This window comes from Arthrobacter sp. MDT2-3 (assembly GCF_059090465.1).
Genome location: NZ_JBNHFS010000009.1, coordinates 14,265 through 35,391 on the forward strand (window position 1 = coordinate 14,265; position 21,127 = coordinate 35,391).

18 protein-coding genes and 1 riboswitch are annotated in these 21,127 nt (G+C 65.5%); of the genes, 11 read left to right on the plus strand and 7 right to left on the minus strand.

Annotation, left to right across the window (positions count from 1 at the left end; genetic code table 11):
- Positions 1–97 precede the first annotated feature (97 nt).
- On the plus strand, positions 98–646 hold the full coding sequence (locus AC5RUQ_RS19845; protein WP_493948986.1) for an AMIN-like domain-containing (lipo)protein: 549 nt from the start codon (positions 98–100) through the stop codon (positions 644–646).
- Between the two features lie 71 nt (positions 647–717).
- Here AC5RUQ_RS19845 and AC5RUQ_RS19850 read toward each other — a convergent pair whose 3' ends face one another.
- Genes AC5RUQ_RS19850 through AC5RUQ_RS19860 form a run of 3 tightly spaced genes read right to left on the minus strand, consistent with a single transcriptional unit; the run spans position 718 to position 4,378 of the window.
- The gene (locus AC5RUQ_RS19850) at positions 718–2,271 is read right to left on the minus strand and encodes an APC family permease (RefSeq protein ID WP_493948987.1); all 1,554 of its coding nucleotides are present in this window, start codon (positions 2,269–2,271) and stop codon (positions 718–720) included.
- Positions 2,268–3,293 carry an agmatine deiminase family protein gene (locus AC5RUQ_RS19855; RefSeq protein WP_493949078.1) on the minus strand — a complete coding sequence of 342 codons (1,026 nt, stop codon included), beginning with the start codon at positions 3,291–3,293 and terminating at the stop codon, positions 2,268–2,270. Before AC5RUQ_RS19855 ends, AC5RUQ_RS19850 begins: the two co-directional genes overlap by 4 nt.
- Before the next feature lie 56 nt (positions 3,294–3,349).
- Positions 3,350–4,378 (minus strand): nitrilase-related carbon-nitrogen hydrolase, encoded by a 1,029-nt coding sequence (locus AC5RUQ_RS19860; protein WP_493948988.1) that lies wholly within the window; start codon positions 4,376–4,378, stop codon positions 3,350–3,352.
- Positions 4,379–4,593: 215 nt separating this feature from the next.
- On the opposite strand from AC5RUQ_RS19860, the gene AC5RUQ_RS19865 reads away from it, so the two are divergent.
- Positions 4,594–5,070: a Dps family protein gene (locus tag AC5RUQ_RS19865; protein WP_493948989.1), complete on the plus strand. Its 477-nt coding sequence runs from the start codon at positions 4,594–4,596 to the stop codon at positions 5,068–5,070.
- Between the two features lie 108 nt (positions 5,071–5,178).
- Here AC5RUQ_RS19865 and AC5RUQ_RS19870 read toward each other — a convergent pair whose 3' ends face one another.
- A complete protein-coding gene (locus AC5RUQ_RS19870; RefSeq protein ID WP_493948990.1) occupies positions 5,179–6,747 on the minus strand; it encodes an MFS transporter in 1,569 nt (522 codons plus the stop codon).
- Positions 6,748–6,813: 66 nt separating this feature from the next.
- Between AC5RUQ_RS19870 and AC5RUQ_RS19875 the strand changes: the two genes are divergently transcribed.
- The 4 genes from AC5RUQ_RS19875 (at position 6,814) to AC5RUQ_RS19890 (ending at position 13,371) form a co-directional block, all read left to right on the plus strand.
- Positions 6,814–7,353: a TetR/AcrR family transcriptional regulator gene (locus tag AC5RUQ_RS19875; RefSeq protein ID WP_493948991.1), complete on the plus strand. Its 540-nt coding sequence runs from the start codon at positions 6,814–6,816 to the stop codon at positions 7,351–7,353.
- A 90-nt stretch (positions 7,354–7,443) separates the two neighbouring features.
- Positions 7,444–7,542: riboswitch (glycine riboswitch) on the plus strand.
- 180 nt (positions 7,543–7,722) lie between these two features.
- Positions 7,723–10,611, plus strand: coding sequence for an aminomethyl-transferring glycine dehydrogenase (gene gcvP, locus AC5RUQ_RS19880; RefSeq protein WP_493948992.1), 2,889 nt, complete (start codon positions 7,723–7,725; stop codon positions 10,609–10,611).
- A 10-nt stretch (positions 10,612–10,621) separates the two neighbouring features.
- On the plus strand, positions 10,622–11,782 hold the full coding sequence (gene gcvT / locus AC5RUQ_RS19885; protein WP_493948993.1) for a glycine cleavage system aminomethyltransferase GcvT: 1,161 nt from the start codon (positions 10,622–10,624) through the stop codon (positions 11,780–11,782).
- Between the two features lie 161 nt (positions 11,783–11,943).
- A complete protein-coding gene (locus AC5RUQ_RS19890; RefSeq protein WP_493948994.1) occupies positions 11,944–13,371 on the plus strand; it encodes an L-serine ammonia-lyase in 1,428 nt (475 codons plus the stop codon).
- 31 nt (positions 13,372–13,402) lie between these two features.
- Here the strand turns inward: AC5RUQ_RS19890 and AC5RUQ_RS19895 are convergent, their stop codons facing one another.
- Complete coding sequence (locus tag AC5RUQ_RS19895; RefSeq protein WP_493948995.1) at positions 13,403–13,948, minus strand: TspO/MBR family protein; 546 nt, start codon at positions 13,946–13,948, stop codon at positions 13,403–13,405.
- Between the two features lie 194 nt (positions 13,949–14,142).
- Here AC5RUQ_RS19895 and AC5RUQ_RS19900 point away from each other — a divergent pair, with 194 nt between their 5' ends.
- From AC5RUQ_RS19900 to AC5RUQ_RS19910, 3 genes are all read left to right on the plus strand, one after another.
- Positions 14,143–15,216 (plus strand): lipid II:glycine glycyltransferase FemX, encoded by a 1,074-nt coding sequence (locus tag AC5RUQ_RS19900; protein ID WP_493948996.1) that lies wholly within the window; start codon positions 14,143–14,145, stop codon positions 15,214–15,216.
- A 105-nt stretch (positions 15,217–15,321) separates the two neighbouring features.
- Positions 15,322–16,638 carry a peptidoglycan bridge formation glycyltransferase FemA/FemB family protein gene (locus tag AC5RUQ_RS19905; RefSeq protein WP_493948997.1) on the plus strand — a complete coding sequence of 439 codons (1,317 nt, stop codon included), beginning with the start codon at positions 15,322–15,324 and terminating at the stop codon, positions 16,636–16,638.
- 37 nt (positions 16,639–16,675) lie between these two features.
- On the plus strand, positions 16,676–18,163 hold the full coding sequence (locus AC5RUQ_RS19910) for a threonine/serine exporter family protein (RefSeq protein WP_493948998.1): 1,488 nt from the start codon (positions 16,676–16,678) through the stop codon (positions 18,161–18,163).
- A gap of 60 nt (positions 18,164–18,223) precedes the next feature.
- Here AC5RUQ_RS19910 and AC5RUQ_RS19915 read toward each other — a convergent pair whose 3' ends face one another.
- On the minus strand, positions 18,224–19,063 hold the full coding sequence (locus AC5RUQ_RS19915) for a siderophore-interacting protein (protein ID WP_493948999.1): 840 nt from the start codon (positions 19,061–19,063) through the stop codon (positions 18,224–18,226).
- Positions 19,064–19,077: 14 nt separating this feature from the next.
- On the minus strand, positions 19,078–19,848 hold the full coding sequence (locus AC5RUQ_RS19920) for a uracil-DNA glycosylase (RefSeq protein WP_493949000.1): 771 nt from the start codon (positions 19,846–19,848) through the stop codon (positions 19,078–19,080).
- 126 nt (positions 19,849–19,974) lie between these two features.
- Here AC5RUQ_RS19920 and AC5RUQ_RS19925 point away from each other — a divergent pair, with 126 nt between their 5' ends.
- Both AC5RUQ_RS19925 and AC5RUQ_RS19930 read left to right on the plus strand, forming a co-directional pair.
- Positions 19,975–20,304, plus strand: a complete 330-nt coding sequence (locus AC5RUQ_RS19925) for a DUF3263 domain-containing protein (protein ID WP_163165689.1) — start codon at positions 19,975–19,977, stop codon at positions 20,302–20,304.
- 50 nt (positions 20,305–20,354) lie between these two features.
- The gene (locus AC5RUQ_RS19930; protein ID WP_493949001.1) at positions 20,355–20,999 is read left to right on the plus strand and encodes a LytR C-terminal domain-containing protein; all 645 of its coding nucleotides are present in this window, start codon (positions 20,355–20,357) and stop codon (positions 20,997–20,999) included.
- Positions 21,000–21,127 lie beyond the last annotated feature (128 nt).

A 21,127-nucleotide genomic window follows, 5' to 3' on the forward strand; every position in this document is an offset into this window, starting at 1 on the left:
GGTTGCGCGCCGAAGCGGCCACAACCCTCGTTTCGGCAGTCCTGCGCTCCTACTCTTGAGCTATCCAACCGCTCCACCAAACATGGATGGCACCACAATGAAAAAGCTCCTCATCTGGCTCACGGCGCTCTTAATGGCTGTCGGGCTGGGAATTCTGGTTCCGGGGCCCGCCTCGGCAACCACATCGTATTGCGGTCTCCAATGGGGTTCGAAGGCGAAAGCCGTTGAAACCATGAGCGCCGCCGCCGTCACCAACATCCGGACCGGGCAGCACTACTGCTTCGACCGGATGGTGATTGACCTTAAAGGTGATGTTGCCGGCTACAAAGCCCGCTACGTCCACACCGTGACACAGGACGGTTCCGGAAATCCGGTTCCTCTCCGGGGGCAGGCGTTCCTCCAGGTCACGGTGACCGCCCCGTCCTACGACGACAACGGCAATGCCACGTACAGCCCGGCCAACCAGGCCGAACTGACCAACGTCAACGGCTACCAGACCTTCCGTCAACTCGCCTGGGCGGGCAGCTTTGAAGGTTACACAACCATCGGTCTGGGCGTCCGCGCCCGGCTGCCCTACCGTGTGTTCACGCTCGATGGCCCGGGATCCGGCTCACGGCTGATTGTGGACGTGGCGCACTTCTGGTGACACCACCCAAAAGGTGCCGCATCCCCAACGATCGGGGGTGCGGCACCTTTTGTGTGCGCTGCTGTTAGGGGCTACTCCGGGACAACCAGGGCCGGAGTATCCCGCTTAAGGGTTTCGCCGCGGAAGAAGCCTGGGTGCAGCCGGGCCATGATGAGCATGAACACCGCACCCAGGGCCAGGATGCCTACCCCAAGGACAAAGACCAGCCCCACGCCGAAGACCTCAGAGCCGCTGCCGAACTCAGGCGCCCAGCTGTCCACGGCCGTCTGTAAGAACACTACGAACAGGCCCACCCCGCCCAGCACCGGGCACAGGAGCCGCAGGACGAAGTTGCGGGCGCTGGTGAAGACGCTGTGCCGGAAGTACCAGGCGCAAGCCAGGGCAGTCAGGCCGTAGTAGAAGCAGATCATCAGGCCCAGGGCCAGGATGGTGTCATTGAGGACGTTTTCGCTGACCACGTGCATCACGGCGTAGAATCCCGCCGACATAACGCCCGCCGCGACGGTGGCGAAGCCCGGTGTTGCAAACTTCGTGCTGATCCGGCTGAACGGCTTCGGCAGGGCACCGTAGTGGCCCATGGCCAGCAGGCTGCGCGAGGGCGACATAAACGTGGACTGCAGGGAGGCAGCGGAACTTGAGAGGACTGCAAGGGACATCAGGATGGCGAACGGGCCCATGATGGGCGAGGCCAGGGCTGTGAAGATGTTCTCGTGGATTTCCGTGTTGTTCAGGCCGTTGCCGGTGTCTCCGACGCCGGCGAACATCATGGTGGCGATGCTGACCAGCAGGTAGATGGCCAGGACGATGACGGCGGTGAGGGTGCCGGCCAGGCCGGAGGTCTTCTTGCCGTTAGCCGTTTCCTCGTTCACGGTGAGGCAGACGTCCCAGCCCCAGTACACGAAGATGGAGAGCGAGATGCCGGCAGCGATCTGGCCGAAGGTTTCAATCTTGGTGACATCGAACCACTCCCAGCTGAAGGGGATGGCCGTTTCGGAGCTGGACCAGTTGGCGAACGCCATGGTCACGAACAGGCCAAGGACCAGCAGCTGGAACCCCACGAGGCCGTACTGCACCAGCTTGGTGGTGTGCATCCCGCGGTAGCTGACCCAGACCGCCAGGGCCACGAACACAAAGCAGGTCAGCACGTTCAAGGCTTTGTTGGCCGCCAGGTCGGCCAGTCCGGGCTGGCCGGTGAGCTGCGAGAGGAACAGGTAGAAGAAGTCGACGGCGACGCCGGCCAGGTTGGACAGGACGATGATGTTGGCCGCAAGGAGCCCCCAACCGCCCATCCAGCCCACCCAGGGGCCAAAAGCCTTGGTCACCCAGGTGAAGGTGGTGCCACTGTCCGGGGAGTCGGCGTTGAGCTCCCGGTAGGCCAGCGATACCAGGATCATGGGGATGAACCCGATGAGGAAGATGACCGGCAGCTGGAGCCCGGCCTCGTTGACGGTGGGGCCCAGCGCACTGGTGAGCGTGTAGGCGGGGGCGATGGTGGAAATGCCGAGAACGACGACGGCGAGGAGTCCCAGCTGCCCGCCCTTCAGGCCCTTCGGGGTGATCCCGTGGGCAGTACCGGGAGCATGCCCGCCTGCGGCGGTTGTCCCGGTGCGGATGGTTTCTGTCATGACACCACTTTCTGGGAGGCAGCAGGCTGCTGCTGGGTGATGCAGTGGATACCCCCGCCGCGGGCGAACAGCTCGCGTGCGTCAATGGCGACGATACGCCGTCCGGGGTAGGCCTCGGCCAGGATCTGCAGGGCCTTGTCGTCCTGGGGGTCGTTGAAGCTGCAGGCAATCACTCCGCCGTTGACCACCACGTGGTTGATGTAGCTGTAGTCCACGAAGCCTTCCTCATCCCGGAGTGTTTCGGGGGCGGGGACTTCGATGATGTTCCACGTCCGGCCGGCCGCGTCCGTGGTGCCGCGCAGGAAGTCGATGACTTCCCGGCATACCTCGAAGTCCGGATGTTCGGGATTCCTCTGGGAATGGACCAGCAGAGTGCCGGGCGAGGGGATGGCCGCCACGATGTCCACGTGGCCGCGGGTGCCGAAGCGCTCGGAATCCCGGGTCAGGCCGCGGGGCAGCCACACCACATGGGTGGCGCCGATGGTGCGGGCCAGTTCCAGCTCGACGTCGGCCCGGCTGAGGCCGGGATTGCGTCCGGGATCCAGCTGTACTGTTTCCGTCACCAGGACCGTTCCCTGGCCATCGACCTGGATGCCGCCGCCCTCGTTGACCAGCGCCGACACGATGTGGTGTGCCCCGGAGCGGCCAGCCACCTCGCCGGCGACCAGGGCGTCTTTGTCCCACTGCGCCCAGTCCTGTGCGCCCCAGCCGTTGAACACCCAGTCCACGGCGCCAAGGTTTCCCGCGCCGTCCAGGACAAAAGTGGGGCCGATGTCGCGCATCCACGCATCATTCAGCGGGGCTGCAAGTACCTCAACCTCAGGGTGGAGATAGGCGGCGGCCGTTTCGACGTCGTCGGGATCCACCACCATGGTGACGGGCTGGAATTCGACGGCGGCGTTCGCCACTGCAGCCCAGGTGGACCTTGCTGCGTGGGCAGCCTCAGTGGACTCGCCAAGGGTGTAGCCGCCGGCGGGAAACGCCATCCAGAGCCGCTCCTGCGGCGCTGTTTCGGCGGGCATTTGCCACTGTCCGGCCTGCGCCGGGACAGCCGCGTCCTGCTGTGCCGCGGGGGCGGTCACGAGCACACCTCCGCGAACCCGCGCTCGCCGCCGATGGATTCATTCGGGCGGACGGGCTCGGTGAGGCGGCCGTAGGTGTCCGGACGGCGTGTTGCCAGGAAGGGGAACAGGGTCAGCCAGTCCTTCCTCTGGTCCAGGTCCAGGTCGGCCACGAGGACGGCGGACGCGTCACGGGGTGCCTGGGCGAGGATCCGGCCGTAGGGGTCGGAGATGAAGGATGAACCGTAGAAGTTCAGGGTGCCTTCACTGCCCCAGCGGTTGGGCGCGATCATAAACAGCCCGTTGGCGATGCCGTTTCCTACGATCACCTGCTGCCAGAGCGGCTGGGTGTCAAAATCGGGGTGGTCCGGTTCGGAGCCGATGGCCGTGGGGTAGACCAGGATTTCAGCACCGCCCAGCGAGTACAGCCGGGCCACCTCAGGAAACCATTCGTCCCAGCAGGTGGGCATGCCCAGCCGGGCGCCTTCGAGTTCGGCAGGGGCGTGCACTTCGTAGGCGTCAGCCGCTGCCGGGCCCTTCCGGAAGAACTTGTCCTCGTAGTACCCGGCGGTGACGGGGATGTGGAGCTTGTGGGTCCGCGCCAGGAGTTCGCCCTCCGGCGAGACCAGGATGGCCGTGTTCAGGCCCAGCCCGTCGTCCTGTCCGTCCGGGTCTTCTGCCCGCTGGTACAGGGACGCGTGGACCGATACCCCGTGACGGCGGGCGGCGTCTGCGGCGAAGCGGAAGGTAGGCCCCGTCAGCAGGTCTTCGGCGATGTCCGAGGGCCGGGTACGGTGTGTCCCCTCTGCCGGATCGTTGTGCGGCCGCGTGTCCGCCGGATAGCGCGACAGCGTGAGCTCCGGGAGGAAAACCACAGAGGCTCCCAGTGCAGCGGCCCGGCTGATGCCCTCGTTGAGTTCGGCCTCGACAGCGGCGCTGTCAGCTTGCCACCGGTGCTGGACCACGCCAACGCGCAGGGCCTTCCGGCTGGACGGCGATGTCCGTGCCAGGGAAGCGGGTGCGTCGAGGCAGGAAATTTCAATCATGTTTGCTACTCCAGTGAGACGACGGTCACTAAATGAATGACGTTCATTTAGTATGCGGTCCCATCGCCCCGGATGCAAGGGGAGATATGAATCGCGTTCGTTTATGTCGGGAAAAAGGAATTAGTAAGCTCACTGAGAAATTTCCCGGAGGTACCGTCCTCTGCCCGGTGCCGGGCTGGTAGCGTCGGGATTACTGGACCAATCGAGGAGGACGCATGAAAGCTTCACCGACACTGACCAACAACCTGCAGGCTGTGCTGACGGACCTGATCGAGCTGCACCTCCAGGGCAAGCAGGCCCACTGGAACATCGTGGGAACCAACTTCCGCGACCTGCACCTGCAGCTGGACGAGATCATCGACGCCGCCCGCCAGTTTGCCGACGATACCGCCGAGCGGATGCGCGCGCTGCATGCCCTCCCGGATGGACGCAGCTCCACCGTGGCGGAGTCCACCAGTCTCGCTCCGTTTCCTGCGGGCCTGATTAGCACCAAGGATGCCATCGAGCGGATTGTCGCAGCCCTGGAAGCTGCCGTAGGCACCATGCGGAAGGTCCATGATGAAGTAGACGAGGAAGACCCTACGTCGGCTGACCTGCTCCACGAGTTCATCGCCAAGTTCGAGCAGTTCGCCTGGATGGTGAACGCCGAAACCATGAAGCCGACGGCGAGCGTCACGGCACCTGACGCTTAGCCAGCGGGGCACCACGCACGGCCTTCAGCGCCCGGCCCGGACACGAAGTCCGGAGCCGGGCGCTGTTTTTATGCCTGCCCGCGCGAGCCCGTTATGCAGCCTGCGCCCCTACTGTGCCTTGGGCACCTTCCGGAGCACGACGGCGGCCAGGACTGCCGCCGTCGCCATCAGCACCAGCCCGATCGCCGCGGTGACGTGCACGCCGGAGTCGAAAGCGGAGCCGGCGGCATGGCGGACGGCGTCCGCCAAGGGTGCCGGCAACCCGGCTGCAAGTTCCATGGCGCCGGCCAGGGTTTCGCTGGCATGCGCGCTGCCCTGGCCGGCGGCTTCAACCGCTCCGGGAGGAAGCTGCAGGTTCTGCTGGTAGGAGGCGGTCAGGATGGAGCCCAGGACGGCAGTTCCCAGCAGTGCGCCCACCTCATAGCCTGTCTCCGAGATCGCCGAGGCTGCCCCCGATTTTTCCGCCGGGACGCTGCCAAGGATGAGGTCATTGGAGATGGTTTCGGCCGTTCCCACGCCCAGGGCCAGGACCAGCAGGGCAGCGAGCAGCAGTGCCGGCCCGTCGGCATGGCTGCCGAACGTCACCATGCTGTAGCCTGCGGCGCTCATGGCCAGGCCGGTGCCCACTACGAAACCCGGCCGGACCTTCCGCACCACCGGCACCACCGCAAGGCCCGCCACGACGGTTGCCACCAGCGCCGGAATCATTGCCATTCCCGCAGCGGAAGGGGACATGCCCTCAAGGAGCTGTAGGTGCTGGGCCAGGAAGAGGATGAAGCCGTTGAAGGAGAACAGGGCCAGGACGTTTGCCGTGATGGCCATGCTGAACACCCGGTTGCGGAACAAGGACATGTCCAGCAGCGGGCTCTTGAGCCGCTGTTGCCGCCGGACAAAAGTGGCACCCATTGCCAGGCCGAAGGCCAGGCTGCCCAGGGCCAGCGGTCCGGCACCTTCGGTGGCGAATTCCTTGATGCCGTAGACCACCGGAACCATGGTGAGCAGCGAGAGCAGGATGCTCGGCGCATCCACCCGCCCAGGTGTTGGGTCCTTGGACTCGGGGATGAATGCGGGTCCGAAGGCCAGCAGGGGCAGCATGATGGGCACGGCCACCAGGAGTATCGCTCCCCACCAGAACTGCTCAACGAGCCACCCGCCAAATATTGGGCCCAGGGCGGCGCCGCCGGAAAACCCTGCAGCCCAGATGGCAATGGCCAGCCGCCGGCGGTTGGGATCGACGAAAATGTTGCGGATCAGGGAAAGTGTGGAGGGCATCAGCATGGCGCCGAAGAAACCCAGGGCCGCGCGTCCGGCAATCAGCCAGCCGGCGCTGGGAGCGAAGGCCGTTACTGCTGATACGGCTGCAAAGCCGATGCTGCCGATGATCAGGAGCCGCCGGCGTCCAATCCGGTCGCCCAGGCTCCCCATGGCCACGAGCAATCCAGCCAGCACCAGCGGATAGGCATCCACAATCCACAGCAGCTCCACTCCCGAGGTTCCCAGCGTGCGCGCAATTGCCGGCAGCGCAAACGTCAGGGCGGTATTGTCCACTGCCACGAGGAGGACAGGGAACATCAGCAGCCCGAGCGCAAGCCAGTCGCGCCACGTGCCCCTGGTGGGATCCGGGGCCGTCGGGGCAGTGCGGGTGAGTGCTTGCTGGGAGGCGGTGGACGGTGTCATGGAATAACTATACCGTCCAGACGGTATAGTTAAGAAATCCACTACCCGCGATGCATGATGGGAGGCATGCCCCGAAAACCCGTAGCGCGAGATGCAGTCCTCGATGCCTTTGAAGAACTCCTGATCGACGTGGGGGAGAGGGCCGCCACGCTGGATGCGGTGGCAAAGCGGGCCGGCGTCTCCAAGGGCGGCCTGCTGTACCACTTCCCCAACAAGGAAGCGCTGATCACTGCCACCCTGGAGCGGTTGGACCGCTTGGCAGGAGATGACCTCGCAGCCATGGCCGCCGCGCCCGAGGGGGCCGCGGCCTACTTCATCCGGTCCTCCCTCTGGTCCGATACCCCCATGGACCGTTCTTTTGTCGCCGTGACGCGACTCGCCGAGGTGGCCCACGAGGATGCCCGCCGCCGCTTCGCAGTCATCCAGCAGCAATGGCTGGACCTGATCGGCAAGGACGTGGGCGCTGCGATGGCAAAGGCCGTCCTGTATATGGGGGACGGGTTGTACTTCAACGCCATGTGGGAAAGCGGGCCGTCCGGAAACGCCGGCGACAGGCAGGCCGAGGTCGACGAACTCCTGGCCGCCGTCGAGAGGCTCAGGGGCTAGCCGGTATTTGCTCCTGAGCCCGCGGCATAGGAGAATTACTGCATGTGTGGGCCGTCGCCGGCCACCAGGAAAACCCAAATGAATAGCCTTTGATCTGCGGCGGGAGAGTTCTGCCAGAAGGTACAAGCAGGCGCCGTAGGAGCAATACCTCCCCAGGAATCTCACAGGCCCATGTACCGCCGCGGCGAGGCAACTCTGGAAAGTAGCAGGCCGTCCGCCTGGCATCCGGTTCCCCGGATACCTGGACTGCTGTGCTCACCGACGGTGCAAGCGGGGCCAGCGGATGCAGGCAACGCGGAAACTCTCAGGTCCAATACAGAGCGGGGAGGAACCCGAATCGATGCGGCGTACCCTGATGCCGCCTTAGCTATGGAGTTCCCCGTGACTGTATCTCCGGCCCCCGCCTCTCCGGCTATTGCCGCCCCCGCTGCTGCCACCTTCGTTGACCGGCACATCGGCGCACGCCGGGAGGCCGACGTCGACACCATGCTCAAGGCCGTGGGCTACGACACCGTGGACGCGCTGGTGGATACCGCGGTCCCCAAGGACATCCGCCAGGACTCCGCGCTGGAACTGAAGGGCGCACTGAGCGAGGTGGAGGCGCTCGCCGAACTGCGCACTCTGGCAGCCAAGAACAAGACCGCCGTGCAGATGATCGGCCAGGGCTACTACGACACCGTCACGCCGCCGGTGATCCGCCGCAACATCCTCGAAGGCCCGGCCTGGTACACCGCGTACACGCCCTATCAGCCCGAGATTTCCCAGGGCCGGCTCGAAGCGCTGCTGAACTTCCAGACCATGGTCCAGGACCTGGTGGGACTGCCCATCGCCAACGCCTCCCTGCTGGATGAAGCCACCGCCGTGGCCGAGGCCGTGCTGATGATGCGCCGCGCGAACAAAAACAAAGAGGTGCGGGACGGCAAGACTGTGCTGGACGCCGACTGCCTGCCGCAGACCATCGCCATCGTGAAGGGCCGCGCCGAGGCACTCGGCTTCGAGGTTGAGGTGGCGGACCTCTCCACGGGATTGCCCGACGGCCCCATCAACGGCGTGGTCCTGCACCAGCCCGGGGCTTCCGGCCGGGTGTTTGACCACAGCGCCGTGATCGCCGACGCTAAGCAGCGCGGCGCCCTCGTGACCGTCGCGGCCGACCTGCTCGCGCTGACCCTCATCACGCCCCCCGGTGAGCAGGGCGCGGACATCGCCGTCGGCTCGGCACAGCGCTTCGGTGTCCCGCTGTTCTACGGCGGCCCGCACGCCGCCTACATGGCAGTCCAGAAAGGCCTTGAACGCTCCATGCCCGGACGGCTGGTGGGCGTCTCGAAGGACTCCGCGGGAACTCCTGCCTACCGCCTGGCCCTGCAGACCCGCGAGCAGCACATCCGCCGCGAGAAGGCCACCTCGAACATCTGCACCGCGCAGGCCCTGCTGGCCATCGTGGCCTCAATGTACGCCGTCTATCACGGACCCCAGGGGCTGAAGGCGATTGCGCAGTCCGCCCACGCCCACGCCAGGACCCTTGCCGCTTCGCTCAAGGCCGCCGGCCTGGAGGTAGTGCACACCAGCTTCTTCGACACTGTCACGGTCTCCGTTCCCGGCAAGGCCGCGGGCATCATCGCCGCAGCAGAGGCCAGGGGAATCAACCTGCGCAGCATCGACGCGCACACGGTGGGCTTCTCCACCGATGAAACGACAACCGCGGACATTGTCGACGGCGTCCTGGCCGCCTTTGGTGCCGGGCTGGCTGAGGTGGCGGATGGGTTCGGCCTGGATGCCGCCGTCGAACGCTCCTCCGACTTCCTGCAGCACCCCGTGTTCAACACCTACCGTTCGGAGACCCAGCTCCTCCGTTACATCCGCAAGCTCAGCGACCGGGACCTGGCGCTGGACCGCACCATGATCCCGTTGGGCTCCTGCACCATGAAGCTGAACGCCACAGCCGAGATGGAAGCCATCTCCTGGCCCGAGTTCGCCTCCATCCACCCGTTCGCCCCGGACTCGCAGACCGAAGGCTGGCGCGAACTGATCGCGGACCTCGAAGCGCAGCTCACGGAGATCACCGGCTACGACCAGGTGTCCATCCAGCCCAACGCCGGTTCCCAGGGCGAGCTCGCCGGCTTGCTGGCGATCCGCGGCTACCACCACTCGCGCGGGGACCAGCAGCGCAACGTCTGCCTGATCCCGGCGTCGGCGCACGGCACCAACGCCGCTTCCGCTGTCCTCGCGGGCATGAAGGTGGTTGTGGTGGCCACCGCCGCCGACGGTACCATCGACCACGCCGACCTGTACGCCAAGATCGAGGCCAACAAGGACGCCCTGTCCTGCATCATGATCACCTACCCGTCAACGCACGGCGTGTATGACGCCGACGTGCGCGAAGTCTGCGACGCCATCCACGCTGCCGGCGGCCAGGTCTACATTGACGGCGCAAACCTCAACGCCCTCGTCGGTTTGGCGCAGCCGGGCAAGTTCGGTGGCGACGTCTCGCACCTGAACCTGCACAAGACATTCTGCATCCCGCACGGCGGCGGCGGACCCGGCGTCGGCCCTGTCGCTGCGAAGGCGCACCTGGCGCCCTTTATGCCCGGCAACGCGGCCACCTGGACCGAAGGCAACGACGTCCCCATCTCCGCCTCCAAGTACGGTTCCGCCGGCGTGCTCCCCATCTCCTGGGCGTACGTGAAGCTGATGGGCGGACATGGTTTGACCGAGGCCACCAAGTCCGCCTTGCTCGCCGCCAACTACATCGCTGCCCGCCTGAACGACTTCTTCCCGGTCCTGTACACCGGTGAAGGCGGCCTGGTGGCCCACGAGTGCATCCTGGACCTGCGTGAGCTCACGGCCAAGACCGGCGTCACAGCTGAGGATGTGGCCAAGCGCCTCATCGACTACGGCTTCCACGCCCCCACCCTGGCGTTCCCCGTTGCGGGCACCCTGATGGTGGAGCCCACGGAATCCGAGGACCTCGGCGAGATCGACCGCTTCATCGAGGCCATGATCTCCATCCGCGGTGAAATCGACCAGGTGGCCCAGGGCGACTTCTCCGTTGCTGACAGCCCGCTGCGCAACGCTCCCCACACCGCCGCGGCTGCCATCAGCAGTGACTGGGACCGCGCCTACCCGCGTGAGCAGGCCGTGTTCCCGGTGAAGGCACTGAAGCAGGACAAGTACTTCCCGCCGGTGGGCCGCATCGACGGCGCGGCCGGCGACCGGAACCTGATCTGCTCCTGCCCGCCGCTTTCCGAGTTCGAGAACTAAGGTCCGCGCCATGACTGAGAAGTACACCGCACTCTACGACGAGCACAAGAAACTGGGGGCGTCCTTCACCGACTTCGGCGGCTGGCAGATGCCCCTGAAGTACAGCTCCGAGCTGGCCGAGCACCATGCGGTGCGTAACGCCGCCGGCCTGTTTGACCTCTCCCACATGGGTGAAGTCTGGGTTACCGGGCCGGATGCCGCCGCATTTCTGGACTACGCCCTGGTGGGAAAGATGTCCGCCATGCCCGTGGGAAAGGCAAAGTACTCGCTGATCTGTGATGAGGACGGCGGCATCATCGACGACCTCATTACCTACCGCCGCCCTGCAGGTGAGGGCACCTCGGAAGGCGGCAGCGATGTTTTCCTGGTGGTCCCCAACGCAGGTAACGCCGGGGTTGTTGCTGCTGCCCTTGCCCAGCGGGCCGCCGGATTCGACGTCACCGTCGACGACGCTTCCGCCGCCACCTCCCTGATCGCCGTCCAGGGCCCCAAGGCGCAGGAGCTGCTGCTGCGCCTGGTCCCGGCCGCGCAGCACGACCTGGTGACGGAGCTGAAGTACTACGCCGCTGTGGTGGTTCCCATCCTAGTGGGCGGCGCCGGACTGGACCTCCTGCTCGCCCGCACGGGCTACACCGGCGAGGACGGGTTTGAAATCTTTGTGGCCAACGACGACGCCGCTGGCCTTTGGCAGGCACTCGTCGCCATCGCTGACGAAGGGGAGCTGACTCCCGCCGGCCTCGCCTCCCGCGATTCGCTCAGGCTTGAAGCAGGCATGCCGCTGTACGGCAACGAACTGTCCCTGCAGGGCGACCCCTTTGCCACAGGCCTGGGACCTGTCGTCGCGCTCTCCAAGGAAGGCGACTTCGTGGGCAAGGCCGCGCTGGCAGCCAAAAAGGAGGCCGGCGCGGGCAGCACGTCCGGCCGCAGGCTCGTAGGCCTCAAGGGCCTGGGACGCCGCGCCGGCCGTGCACATTACCCGGTCCTCAAGGACGGCAATATCGTTGGCGAAGTCACCTCCGGTCAGCCCAGCCCCACCCTGGGATACCCGATCGCCATGGCATACGTCGACGTCGGATTCACCGAAGTCGGCACACCACTGGAGGTTGATCTGCGCGGCAAGGCAGAGCCGTTCGAAGTAGTTGATCTCCCGTTCTATAAACGCGCCAGATAGGGCTTGGTGGCTGGCGTAAGGCCCGTCGGGTCTGAACTCCTCTGCATGCTCGGGCGCGAAGACGCCCGCTGGGCGGACGTGACGCTCCCTTAGACGCATGCTGCCGGAGTCCGGTTACCCACCACGCAACCCACGCACACTCTTAGTGAGGAATACCCGTAATGGCTGTTGGAGTCTTTGACCTTTTCTCTATTGGGATCGGGCCTTCTTCCTCGCACACTGTGGGGCCGATGCGGGCTGCTGCTGTGTTCGCGGAGGAGCTGAAATCCTTCGGTGCCCTGGACCGTGTGGCCTCGCTTCGGGTGGATCTGTATGGGTCGCTCGCGGCGACGGGACACGGTCACGGGACCATGACGGCGATCCTGCTGGGGCTGGAGGGGTTTCATCCGGAGTTGATCCTGCCGGAGGAGGTGGAGGAACGCCTGGCGGCTATCGCCGAGACTGGAATTCTCCAGCTGGCGGGCGCTGTGCCGTTGCCGTATGGGGTGAAGGACATGGTGCTGCGGCCGCTGACCATCCTGCCGCGGCACACCAACGGGATGACGTTCACCGTCTTTGATGCCGAGGACGAGATCCTCCACACTGCCACGTTCTTCTCCGTGGGCGGCGGGTTCATTGTGCGTGAGGGTGAGGAGGACGCGGCCCAGCAGGAGCTGGAGGAATCCAAGAAGGAACTGCCGCTGCCGTTCCGGACCGCCGCCGAGCTGCTGGAGCACTGCCGGGAGACCGGGCTGGGCATCAGCGAGGTGATGCGGGTCAATGAGGAAGAGAGCCGCACTGCGGAGGAAATCCGGGCGGGCCTGCTGCATATCTACTCCGTTATGGAGGGCTGCGTTGCCACATCCCTTAAGCGTGAAGGCGTGCTGCCGGGCGGGCTGAAGGTCCGCCGCCGTGCCCCTGACTGGTACGAGCGGCTCCAGAAGGAAAGCTCCCGGCCTGACGGTGACGGCCAGGATGAGGACTTCCACGACCCGAAGTATTGGCAGGAGTGGGTTAACTTGATCGCCCTTGCCGTGAACGAGGAGAACGCCTCCGGCGGGCGGGTCGTCACCGCCCCGACGAACGGGGCTGCCGGGATCATCCCGGCGGTGCTGTACTACGCGCTGCACTTCGCGCCCGGCATGGAGAACGCCAGCCAGGAGGACCGCGAGGACGTGGTGGTGAAGTTCCTGCTCGCCGCCGCCGCCGTCGGGGTACTGTACAAGGAGCAGGCATCGATCTCGGGGGCCGAGGTGGGCTGCCAGGGCGAGGTCGGGTCGGCGTCGTCGATGGCTGCCGCGGGGCTGGCCGAGGTGATGGGCGGGACCCCTGCGCAGGTGGAAAACGCCGCCGAAATCGCGATGGAGCACAACCTGGGCCTGACCTGCGATCCCATCGGCGGGCTGGTCCAGGTGCCCTGCATCGAACGCAACGCGATCGCCGCTGCCAAGGCCATCAACGCCGCGAAAATGGCGCTCTGGGGCGACGGGTCCCACCGGGTCTCCCTGGACGAGGTCATCATCACCATGCGCGAGACCGGCAAGGACATGAGCTCCAAATACAAGGAAACGGCCATGGGCGGCCTCGCCGTCAACGTGGCCGTATGCTGACATCTCTGCCGCGTCGGCATAACGCGCGCCGTCAGTTATGGATGGCGGCCCACAAGTTCAGCGTGGCTGCGAACACCAGCCAGGTGATGTACGGCAGCAGGAGCAGGCCGGCGGCCCGGCTGATGGGGCCGACGGACAGGACCGTCACCGAGACGGCGGCGATGAGGGCGAGGATGATCACCAGCGCCAACCACAGTGCAGCTGTACCGATGGTTGGATAAAGACCGAAAAATACAGGGGTCCAGGCCAGGTTGAGGGCCAGCTGGATTGCATACGCAGTCAGGGCACGCCGGCCACCTGCTGCCTGCTTCCGCCAGACCAGCCAGGCTGCAGCCGCCATCGCCGTGTAGAGGATGGTCCAGACGGGACCGAAGACAAAGTTCGGCGGCGACCAGGGGGCCTTGTCCGCAGTGGTGTACCACCCGTCCACGTTGCCCGCGGTGGCCAGGGCACCCAGCCCGGCCACGAGGAAGGAAGCGGCAAGGAACACCACCAAGGCCACGATCTGCCTGCCAAGCCCCGGCCGCTCAACACTCTGATCCTGCTCGTGCCTCAAAGGTCCGGGATACGGCTGCATGCTTCAACCCTTGCCAGGACGCTTTCCCGAGTCAAGGCAGCGGGGCTTTGGCATCCCCGGCAGGGTCGGCAGCATGGCTTCGGTCCACCACGCTGGAAAGCCCCCACCCCGCCAGGCTTTAGACTTGAGGCTGCATGTCCGCACGCAGCCACGAGTACAGAACCGCGCACAACCCCTGATTGGACACGGCCCCCTTGCGAGAATTCACCGCACGTTTTGCCACAGCCGAGGAAATTGAAAACTGGGACAAGCACGTCACGGCCAACCCGAATGGCGGCAATATGCTGCAGTCCGCGGCATACGCGTCGGTAAAGAACGGCACTGGCTGGAAGGTCCGGTTCCTGGTGCTGGAAAGCTCCGGCACCGCCAGCTACAACCTGGTACTTGAAAAGAAGTTCCCGGTGCTGGGCCGGCTCTGGTACCTCATCAAGGGCCCTGACCTCGCTGACGCCGGAGACCTGAAGTCAGCCCTTCAAGCCTGCGCCGACTTCGCCCGCGCCAGCAAGCTCAGCGTCTTCACCATCAAGATCGAACCGGACATCGTGGACTCGGCCGATGCACAGGCCCACCTGGCTGAAGCCGGCCTGGTTAAGGCCCCCAACATCCAGTCCAACGACTCCACGGCCCTGTTGGACATCTCCGGCCCGGAGGAAGCCGTCTTCAAAGCCATTTCCTCCCGCGCACGCAATGCGATCCGCCGCGCAGAGCGGGAAGGCTGCCAGGTGCTCCGGAAAGAACACGGCCCGGAAACCTACCGGGCACTCTACGACCTGATGGCGGACACCGTCAGCGCCAAGGGTTCCATGCCCCTTCGCAGCTATGAGTACTACGCCGAGTTCTGGGACGAGTTTTGCAACCGCGGCCAGGGCAATTTCTTCTTCGTCTATGAGGACGGCAAACCCAGCGTGGGTGCGTTCGTGATCAACTACGGAGCCAAGGCCACCTACAAGGACGGCGGTTCCACCCAGAACCGCAAGCAGTACGGTGACTCGCACCTGGTCCAGTGGGCAGCCATCCGGCGCATGCAGGAACTGGGTTGCACCGAGTACGACTTCTGCGGCACGCCGCCCTCCGCCCGGATCAAAGACAAGAGCCACAACCTGTACGGCATGGGCATGTTCAAGACCAGCTTCACCAAAACGGTCACCGACTTCGTAGGGTGCCACGACTACGTCCTGGCTCCCCTCAAGCACCGTTTGTGGGTCAAAGGCGCCGAAAGGGTCTTCCGCCGAATCGAAACCGCCCGGACCGGCCAGCAGTTCTACTGACCTGTTACGCCCGGACCAGCCGCTGCACCGGCCGGCCGGCCCCCTGCCCGTCATTGCCCTGAGCCTGCCATTGCCAGGACGCACAACAGCGAATGAGGAAATCCCTTGAATCCAGTCACCACCGGCACCGATCTTGAATTTGCCCTCCTCACCGACGCAGACTTCGAGGCCTATGCCCTGAAGCACCCGCAAAACAGCTTTCTCCAGTCCGTTGACTTCGCGGCATTCCAGCGCGCCCGGGGCCAGCAGGTGGAGCTGTTCGGCGTACGCCGCAACGGCGAACTGGTGGCGGCCGGCAAACTGAACTACACCACCACCCGCCTGGGCTACACCGTGTGCGAATGCGCCAAGGGACCCCTGATGGACTACACGGATGCTGGCCTGGTGCGCGCCGTCGTCGGCCTCCTCCGCCAGCGCGCCGCGGAACGCAAAGCCGCCGAGCTGAGGATTTCGCCCAACCTCAAGTACATCGCCCGCGACGCCGACGGCGCCGAACACCCTGAAGTTGAGGACAACCGGGAGCTGGTGGCCCGGCTTTCGGGGCTGGGATTCCAGCACCAGGGACTGGACATGAACTTCGTCAACGTGAACTGGATGTTCATCAAGAGCCTTGCCGGCGTGAGCGACGCCGAAGAGCTCATCATGGGCACCAGCTACCGAACCCGCAAGGCCATCCGCAAAGCCGAGAAAAACGGCGTCTTCCTGGAACAGGCCACGCTGGAAACCCTTGACGATTTCTACGGCGCCCTGAGCAAGGCCGGGGACGAAAAGGGCTTCGTCTACCGCGAACGTGCCTACTATGAGCACCTGCTCCGGACCACCTCGGCAGAGTTCACAAAGCTCATGATGGCCAAGATCGATATCCCGGCCTACCGGAAATCCATCACCGAGCGGCTGGAGGCGGAATCCGCGACGGCCGCGGAACTGCGCCGCGAGGTGGAAGAGACCGGAAGCAAGAAAAAGGCGAACCGGCTCAAGGTGGTCCAGGACCTCGTGGACAGCTACGAACGGAGCCTGAAGGACATTGAGCGGTTCCCCGACTCGGTGGGAGTCGCCACAGTGGCCGCGATCCACTTTGTCTGCTACGGGGACGAGGTGGTCTGCGTCATCGGCGGAACCGTGCAGGACTACATCTACTTCAACGGCGCCACGTCCTTGTACTGGGGCATGATGCTCCACGCACTGGAGAAGGGGTACCCGCGGTACAACTTCTACGGAACTTTCGGCATCTCCGGCCAGGACGAGGAAGGCCACGGCGGGTATGCGTTCAAAAAGGGCTTCGGGGGAGAGGTGGTCCAGCTGGTGGGTGACTTCGTAATGCCGGTCCGTCCCGCCGTCTTCCACGCCAACAGGCTGACCCGCGCGGCGGCCGCCGCTGCCCGCACCCTGCTCGGCAAGCTGCCCCTGAAGCGTCCCGCCTGAACTACCAACCACAGCACCGCACCGGGAGGAGGCAACCATGACTGACCGGCCCGAACGTCCCGGGCGCAGGCCGCACACGGACGGCCTGCCCCGAACTGAACCGCTGACCCCTGCCCAGGTCCGGCAGAACGCCGCAGCCAAAAGAATGCTGCGGCGCCTGGTCCAGGGTGAAAACCCGCCCACGGCGCCGATGAGCATCGTGGACCGGTTGACGGGCAGTCCCTACGCCAACCCCACCATCCAGGTGGGCGGCGTTGACACCTCTGCCCGCAAGACCCTCGACTTCGCCCTGCACCTGGCCGAAACCATGTTCCGGTACGGAGCCGGTGCGCTCGAAGTGGAAACAAGCATTATCGCCGTCACTGCGGCGCTGGGCCTGAAGAACATCGAAGTGGACATCACCAACCAGTCCGTCGGCATCAACTACGCACCCAAGGACCAGACACCCATTTCGCTGCTGCGGGTGGTGCGTTCCTGGACCAACAACTACGCCGGCCTGGCAAAAGTTCACCAGCTGGTGACGGACATTGTGGCCGGGGGAGTAGGCCGGGACGAGGCGATCCGCCGGCTGGATGAGGCCATCACCAGCCCCAAGCCCTTTCCGCGCTGGATGGTCACCGTGGCGTTCGGTACGTTCGCGGCCGTCTTTGTGGGAGTCCTGGGCGGCGGACCGGTGTCCTCGGCGATCGCCTTCGTGGCCAACATCGGAATCAGCCTGCTGGCCCGCCAGCTGGGGCGCTGGCGCGTCCCGGACTTCTTCATCACCGCCAGTTGCTCCTTCGTGGTGACACAGCTGGCGCTGGTGCTCTGGCAGTTCGGGCTGACAACGTCCCCGGCCATCGTGGTGGTGGGCGGCATCCTCCTGCTCCTGCCGACAGGACGCCTCGTCTCGTCGGTGCAGGACGCCATCAACGGCTTCCCCGTGACGGCAGCAGGACGGTTCCTGTCAACACTGCTGACGTTCGGCGCCATCGTTGCCGGTATCGCCGTCGCCTTCGTCGTGGGTGAGCTGACCGGGATGCAGCGCATCGACGTCACCGAAACCTTCCCGCCGGCCTACGACCTGTGGGTCCTGGTGATCTTTGTGGCGGTGGCCGTGATGGCGATTGGCATCACCGAACAGACCAGCTGGCAGCTCCTGCTGCCTACAGCGGCCGTGGGAGTGGCCGGTTACCTCGTCCTGCTCGCGGCCGGCCAGCTCGGCGTGGGTGACCGCTTTTCACCGGCCCTGGCCGCCGTGGTCATCGGCCTGTTGGGGCGTGTGGTGGCCCTTAGGATGGGGGCGCCGCAGCTGGTGGTTGCCGTGCCCGCAGCCCTGATCCTGCTGCCCGGCCTGACCATCTTCCGCTCCATGTATGTGCTCACCATCGAGGAAGCCGAGATCCTGCTCGGCGCCGGCGGAATGCTCAATGCAGGCGCCATCGTGCTGGGGACGGCGGGCGGCATTGTCCTCGGGGACACCCTTGCCCGGCCACTGACGCGCAGCCTGGCGAGCAATGAGCGGCGGCGCGCCCGCCGCCGCTGACAACGGGACAGGGGCTGGGGGGACCAGCGCCTGCATGGATCCTGGCTGGATCTGACCTGGCTAGATCTGTCCCACCGGCAGCTTTTTCTCGGCCTGGAACACATCCTCCACGCGGCCCTTGGCCCAGTAACCCGAGAGGGAGACCTGGCTGCGTTGCAGGCCCCGCTGGTCGAAAAAGACTCCGCGCAGGGCCTTCATGTAGCCCCGCTCGCCGTGGGCGAAAACATCCACCCGGCCCGCGGGCCATTCGGCCTGTGCGACGGCCTGCACCAGGAGGTCGCTCTCGCCGGCCGGGACGCCATTGCGGGTGAGCCAGTGGATTTTCACTCCGGCGGGGGCAGCGATGGTCTGGATCTCGGCGTCGGAATCCACCTCCACAAAGGCCAACCCTTCCGCTTCCGGCGGCAGGGACTCCAGGCATGCCGCAATCGCAGGCAGCGCGGCCTCGTCGCCGGCATAGAGGTACCAGTCCGCGTCCGGTGCCGGGTTGTAGGCGCCCCCGGGGCCAGTAAAGGTCAGCGAGTCGCCGGGCTGGGCCTTGGCAGCCCAGGGGCCCGCGAGGCCCTCGTCACCGTGGACCACAAAATCGATGGCGAGTTCGCGGGCCGCAGTGTCCACCCAGCGAAGGGTGTAGGTCCGGGTGAAGGGCCACTGTTCCCGGGGCATGATCTCCCGGATGCTCCACAGGTCCAGGGGGGAGGGATAATCCACGCCGGGCTGGGGGAAGACGATCTTGACGTAGCGGTCGACGTAACCGTTGTTCACGAAGTCCGCGAAGCCGTCCCCGCCGGCCACAATTCGAACCATGTGCGGGGAAAGCTCTTCCCTGCGCAGCACGGAGAGGTTGATCTGCGGACGGCTTTTCTTGGTGGCGCTGGTAGCGGCGGGAAGGGTGCTCATAAGGCAAGCCTAAGCTAGGGTGCTGCGGGGAGCTCCCAGGTTACGCCCAGGGCACCCTGCGCAATCAGGAGTTCGTTGACCCGGCTGAAGGGCCGGGACCCAAAAAAGCCGCGGGATGCGGACAGCGGGCTGGGGTGGGCGCTCGCCACAGCAGGGGCCCCGTCCAAAAGGGGGCGGACGCCTTCGGCGTCCTTTCCCCACAGCACGGCAACCAGCGGCATCCGGGACCCGCTCCCGTCCCGGCGTTGGGCGACCGCCGAGACCGCCGCCGTCGTGATCTTCTCCCAGCCCTTGCCGCGGTGCGAGCCGGCGGAACCCGCCCGCACCGTCATCACGCGGTTCAGGAGCAGCACGCCCTGGTCCGCCCAAGCGGAAAGGTCGCCATGGACTCTGGCCGGCAACCCGAGATCGGATTCCAGCTCCCGGTAGATGTTCGCCAGGCTCCGGGGGATGGGCCGGGTGCACGAATCCACGGAAAAGGACAATCCCACCGCGTGCCCCGGGGTCGGGTAGGGATCCTGGCCCACGATCAGGACCTTAACTTGGGCGAGCGGCTGCCGGAAGGCCCGCAGGACGTTCGACGGCGCCGGCAGCACCTGGTGCCCGGCTGCCACCTCGTCGGCGAGGAAGGTGAGCACCTTCCGAAGATCGTTTTCGACGCCCGCCAGGGCAGCGGCCCAGTCGGGAGCCATAAGCTCGTCAAGCGGGAGCTGCGCCAACTCGCCGAAGCCGGCTCCCCGAGCCGGCTCCTGCTCGAGTTCGAACAAGGCATCTGATTCAAACACGGTCCCATTCTTGCAGGGCAGACTATCCGGGCGCAGGCGGGCCCTTCGCAGCGCCAAATGACAATGCTGTTATTCGTCCGTAGCATGGGGGTCAGACATTTTTCGTAACCAGCTAAGGAGTACGCCGTGGCGGAACCAGCCCGGGAGCACCTGCCGGAGCAGGAACCCCGGCCGTCCCTCCTGGCCGACTTCAAACTCCGGGAGTCGCCGCTGAGCGAGCGGGACCAGCAGATGCTTGCCCTGGAGCGGCAGTGGTGGAAGTACGCCGGTGCCAAGGAACAGGCCATCCGGGAGCTTTTCGACCTCTCCGCAACCCATTACTACCAGCTGCTCAACGCACTGATCGACACCGAGGATGCGTTGGCCCACGACCCCATGCTGGTCAAGCGGTTGCGTAGACTACGTACGTCGCGTCACCGTGCACGTACTGCACGGCGCCTGGGGTCCGACGCGTAAGACGCTCAAGCTGAGCCTTCAGCAGCAATCAACAAGGATGTCGTTCCATCATGACCAAATACGCCCGCGATGAATTCGACAAGGTCCCTGAGACCGCGTCGCGACAAGGTGTCCACCGCACGGCTTCCGCCCCGTCACGGGTACGGCTTTGGCCCATTCTTGCGGTGGGCATGGCCGCACTGGCCATTGGACTGGTGTCCTTCCTGATCCTTCCCAAGCTCGGCTTCAGCGCGCCGGGCAGCCAGGCCGCTTCGAGCCAGGAGGCATCCCCTCTGGCCGGCACCGGTTCCACACCTTCCGCCACTCCGGACGTTTCTCCGGAACCCTCTGCAGAGGCATCGCCCTCTGCATCCGGTGAGCCCGAAACCAGTGCAGAAGCCGAACCGGAACCAAGCGCTTCAGACCCTGCTCCCGTGTTTATCGACAAGGCGCAAAGCGTCGCCATCTACAACGCCGCCGGGACGGCAGGACTGGCCAGCCGGGTTGGCGGGACTGTCCAGGCGGACGGCTGGACTCTGGGACAGGTGGGTAACTGGGCAGGTTCCCCGCAGCAGGCCTCCGTCATCTTCTACCAGGGGGCAGACCAGTTGCCCAACGCACAGGCCCTTGCGGCGCTTCTGGGTATTCCCACCGTCGTCAACAGCACGGATTTCCAGGTACCGCTGGTTGTGGTCCTGGGGCCCGGCTACCGGTAAGCAGTGCGCCGCTAAGTGGTGTCCAACTGCAGGGTCACGCCTCAATAACTATCAAGGACCGGCCAAGGCCATCCCGGTGCCACCGGCACTGAATTGGCTAGAGTGAGTTTTCAGGGTCCGTTCATGCC

Excerpts from the sequence above, each read along its gene's own strand:
- AC5RUQ_RS19845 (WP_493948986.1), top strand. The coding sequence starts at position 98 with ATGAAAAAGCTCCTCATCTGGCTCACGGCGCTCTTAATGGCTGTCGGG.
- AC5RUQ_RS19850 (WP_493948987.1), bottom strand. The coding sequence starts at position 2,271 with ATGACAGAAACCATCCGCACCGGGACAACCGCCGCAGGCGGGCATGCT.
- AC5RUQ_RS19855 (WP_493949078.1), bottom strand. The coding sequence starts at position 3,293 with ATGCCCGCCGAAACAGCGCCGCAGGAGCGGCTCTGGATGGCGTTTCCC.
- AC5RUQ_RS19860 (WP_493948988.1), bottom strand. The coding sequence starts at position 4,378 with ATGATTGAAATTTCCTGCCTCGACGCACCCGCTTCCCTGGCACGGACA.
- AC5RUQ_RS19865 (WP_493948989.1), top strand. The coding sequence starts at position 4,594 with ATGAAAGCTTCACCGACACTGACCAACAACCTGCAGGCTGTGCTGACG.
- AC5RUQ_RS19870 (WP_493948990.1), bottom strand. The coding sequence starts at position 6,747 with ATGACACCGTCCACCGCCTCCCAGCAAGCACTCACCCGCACTGCCCCG.
- AC5RUQ_RS19875 (WP_493948991.1), top strand. The coding sequence starts at position 6,814 with ATGCCCCGAAAACCCGTAGCGCGAGATGCAGTCCTCGATGCCTTTGAA.
- gcvP (WP_493948992.1), top strand. The coding sequence starts at position 7,723 with ATGGAGTTCCCCGTGACTGTATCTCCGGCCCCCGCCTCTCCGGCTATT.
- gcvT (WP_493948993.1), top strand. The coding sequence starts at position 10,622 with ATGACTGAGAAGTACACCGCACTCTACGACGAGCACAAGAAACTGGGG.
- AC5RUQ_RS19890 (WP_493948994.1), top strand. The coding sequence starts at position 11,944 with ATGGCTGTTGGAGTCTTTGACCTTTTCTCTATTGGGATCGGGCCTTCT.
- AC5RUQ_RS19895 (WP_493948995.1), bottom strand. The coding sequence starts at position 13,948 with ATGCAGCCGTATCCCGGACCTTTGAGGCACGAGCAGGATCAGAGTGTT.
- AC5RUQ_RS19910 (WP_493948998.1), top strand. The coding sequence starts at position 16,676 with ATGACTGACCGGCCCGAACGTCCCGGGCGCAGGCCGCACACGGACGGC.
- AC5RUQ_RS19915 (WP_493948999.1), bottom strand. The coding sequence starts at position 19,063 with ATGAGCACCCTTCCCGCCGCTACCAGCGCCACCAAGAAAAGCCGTCCG.
- AC5RUQ_RS19930 (WP_493949001.1), top strand. The coding sequence starts at position 20,355 with ATGACCAAATACGCCCGCGATGAATTCGACAAGGTCCCTGAGACCGCG.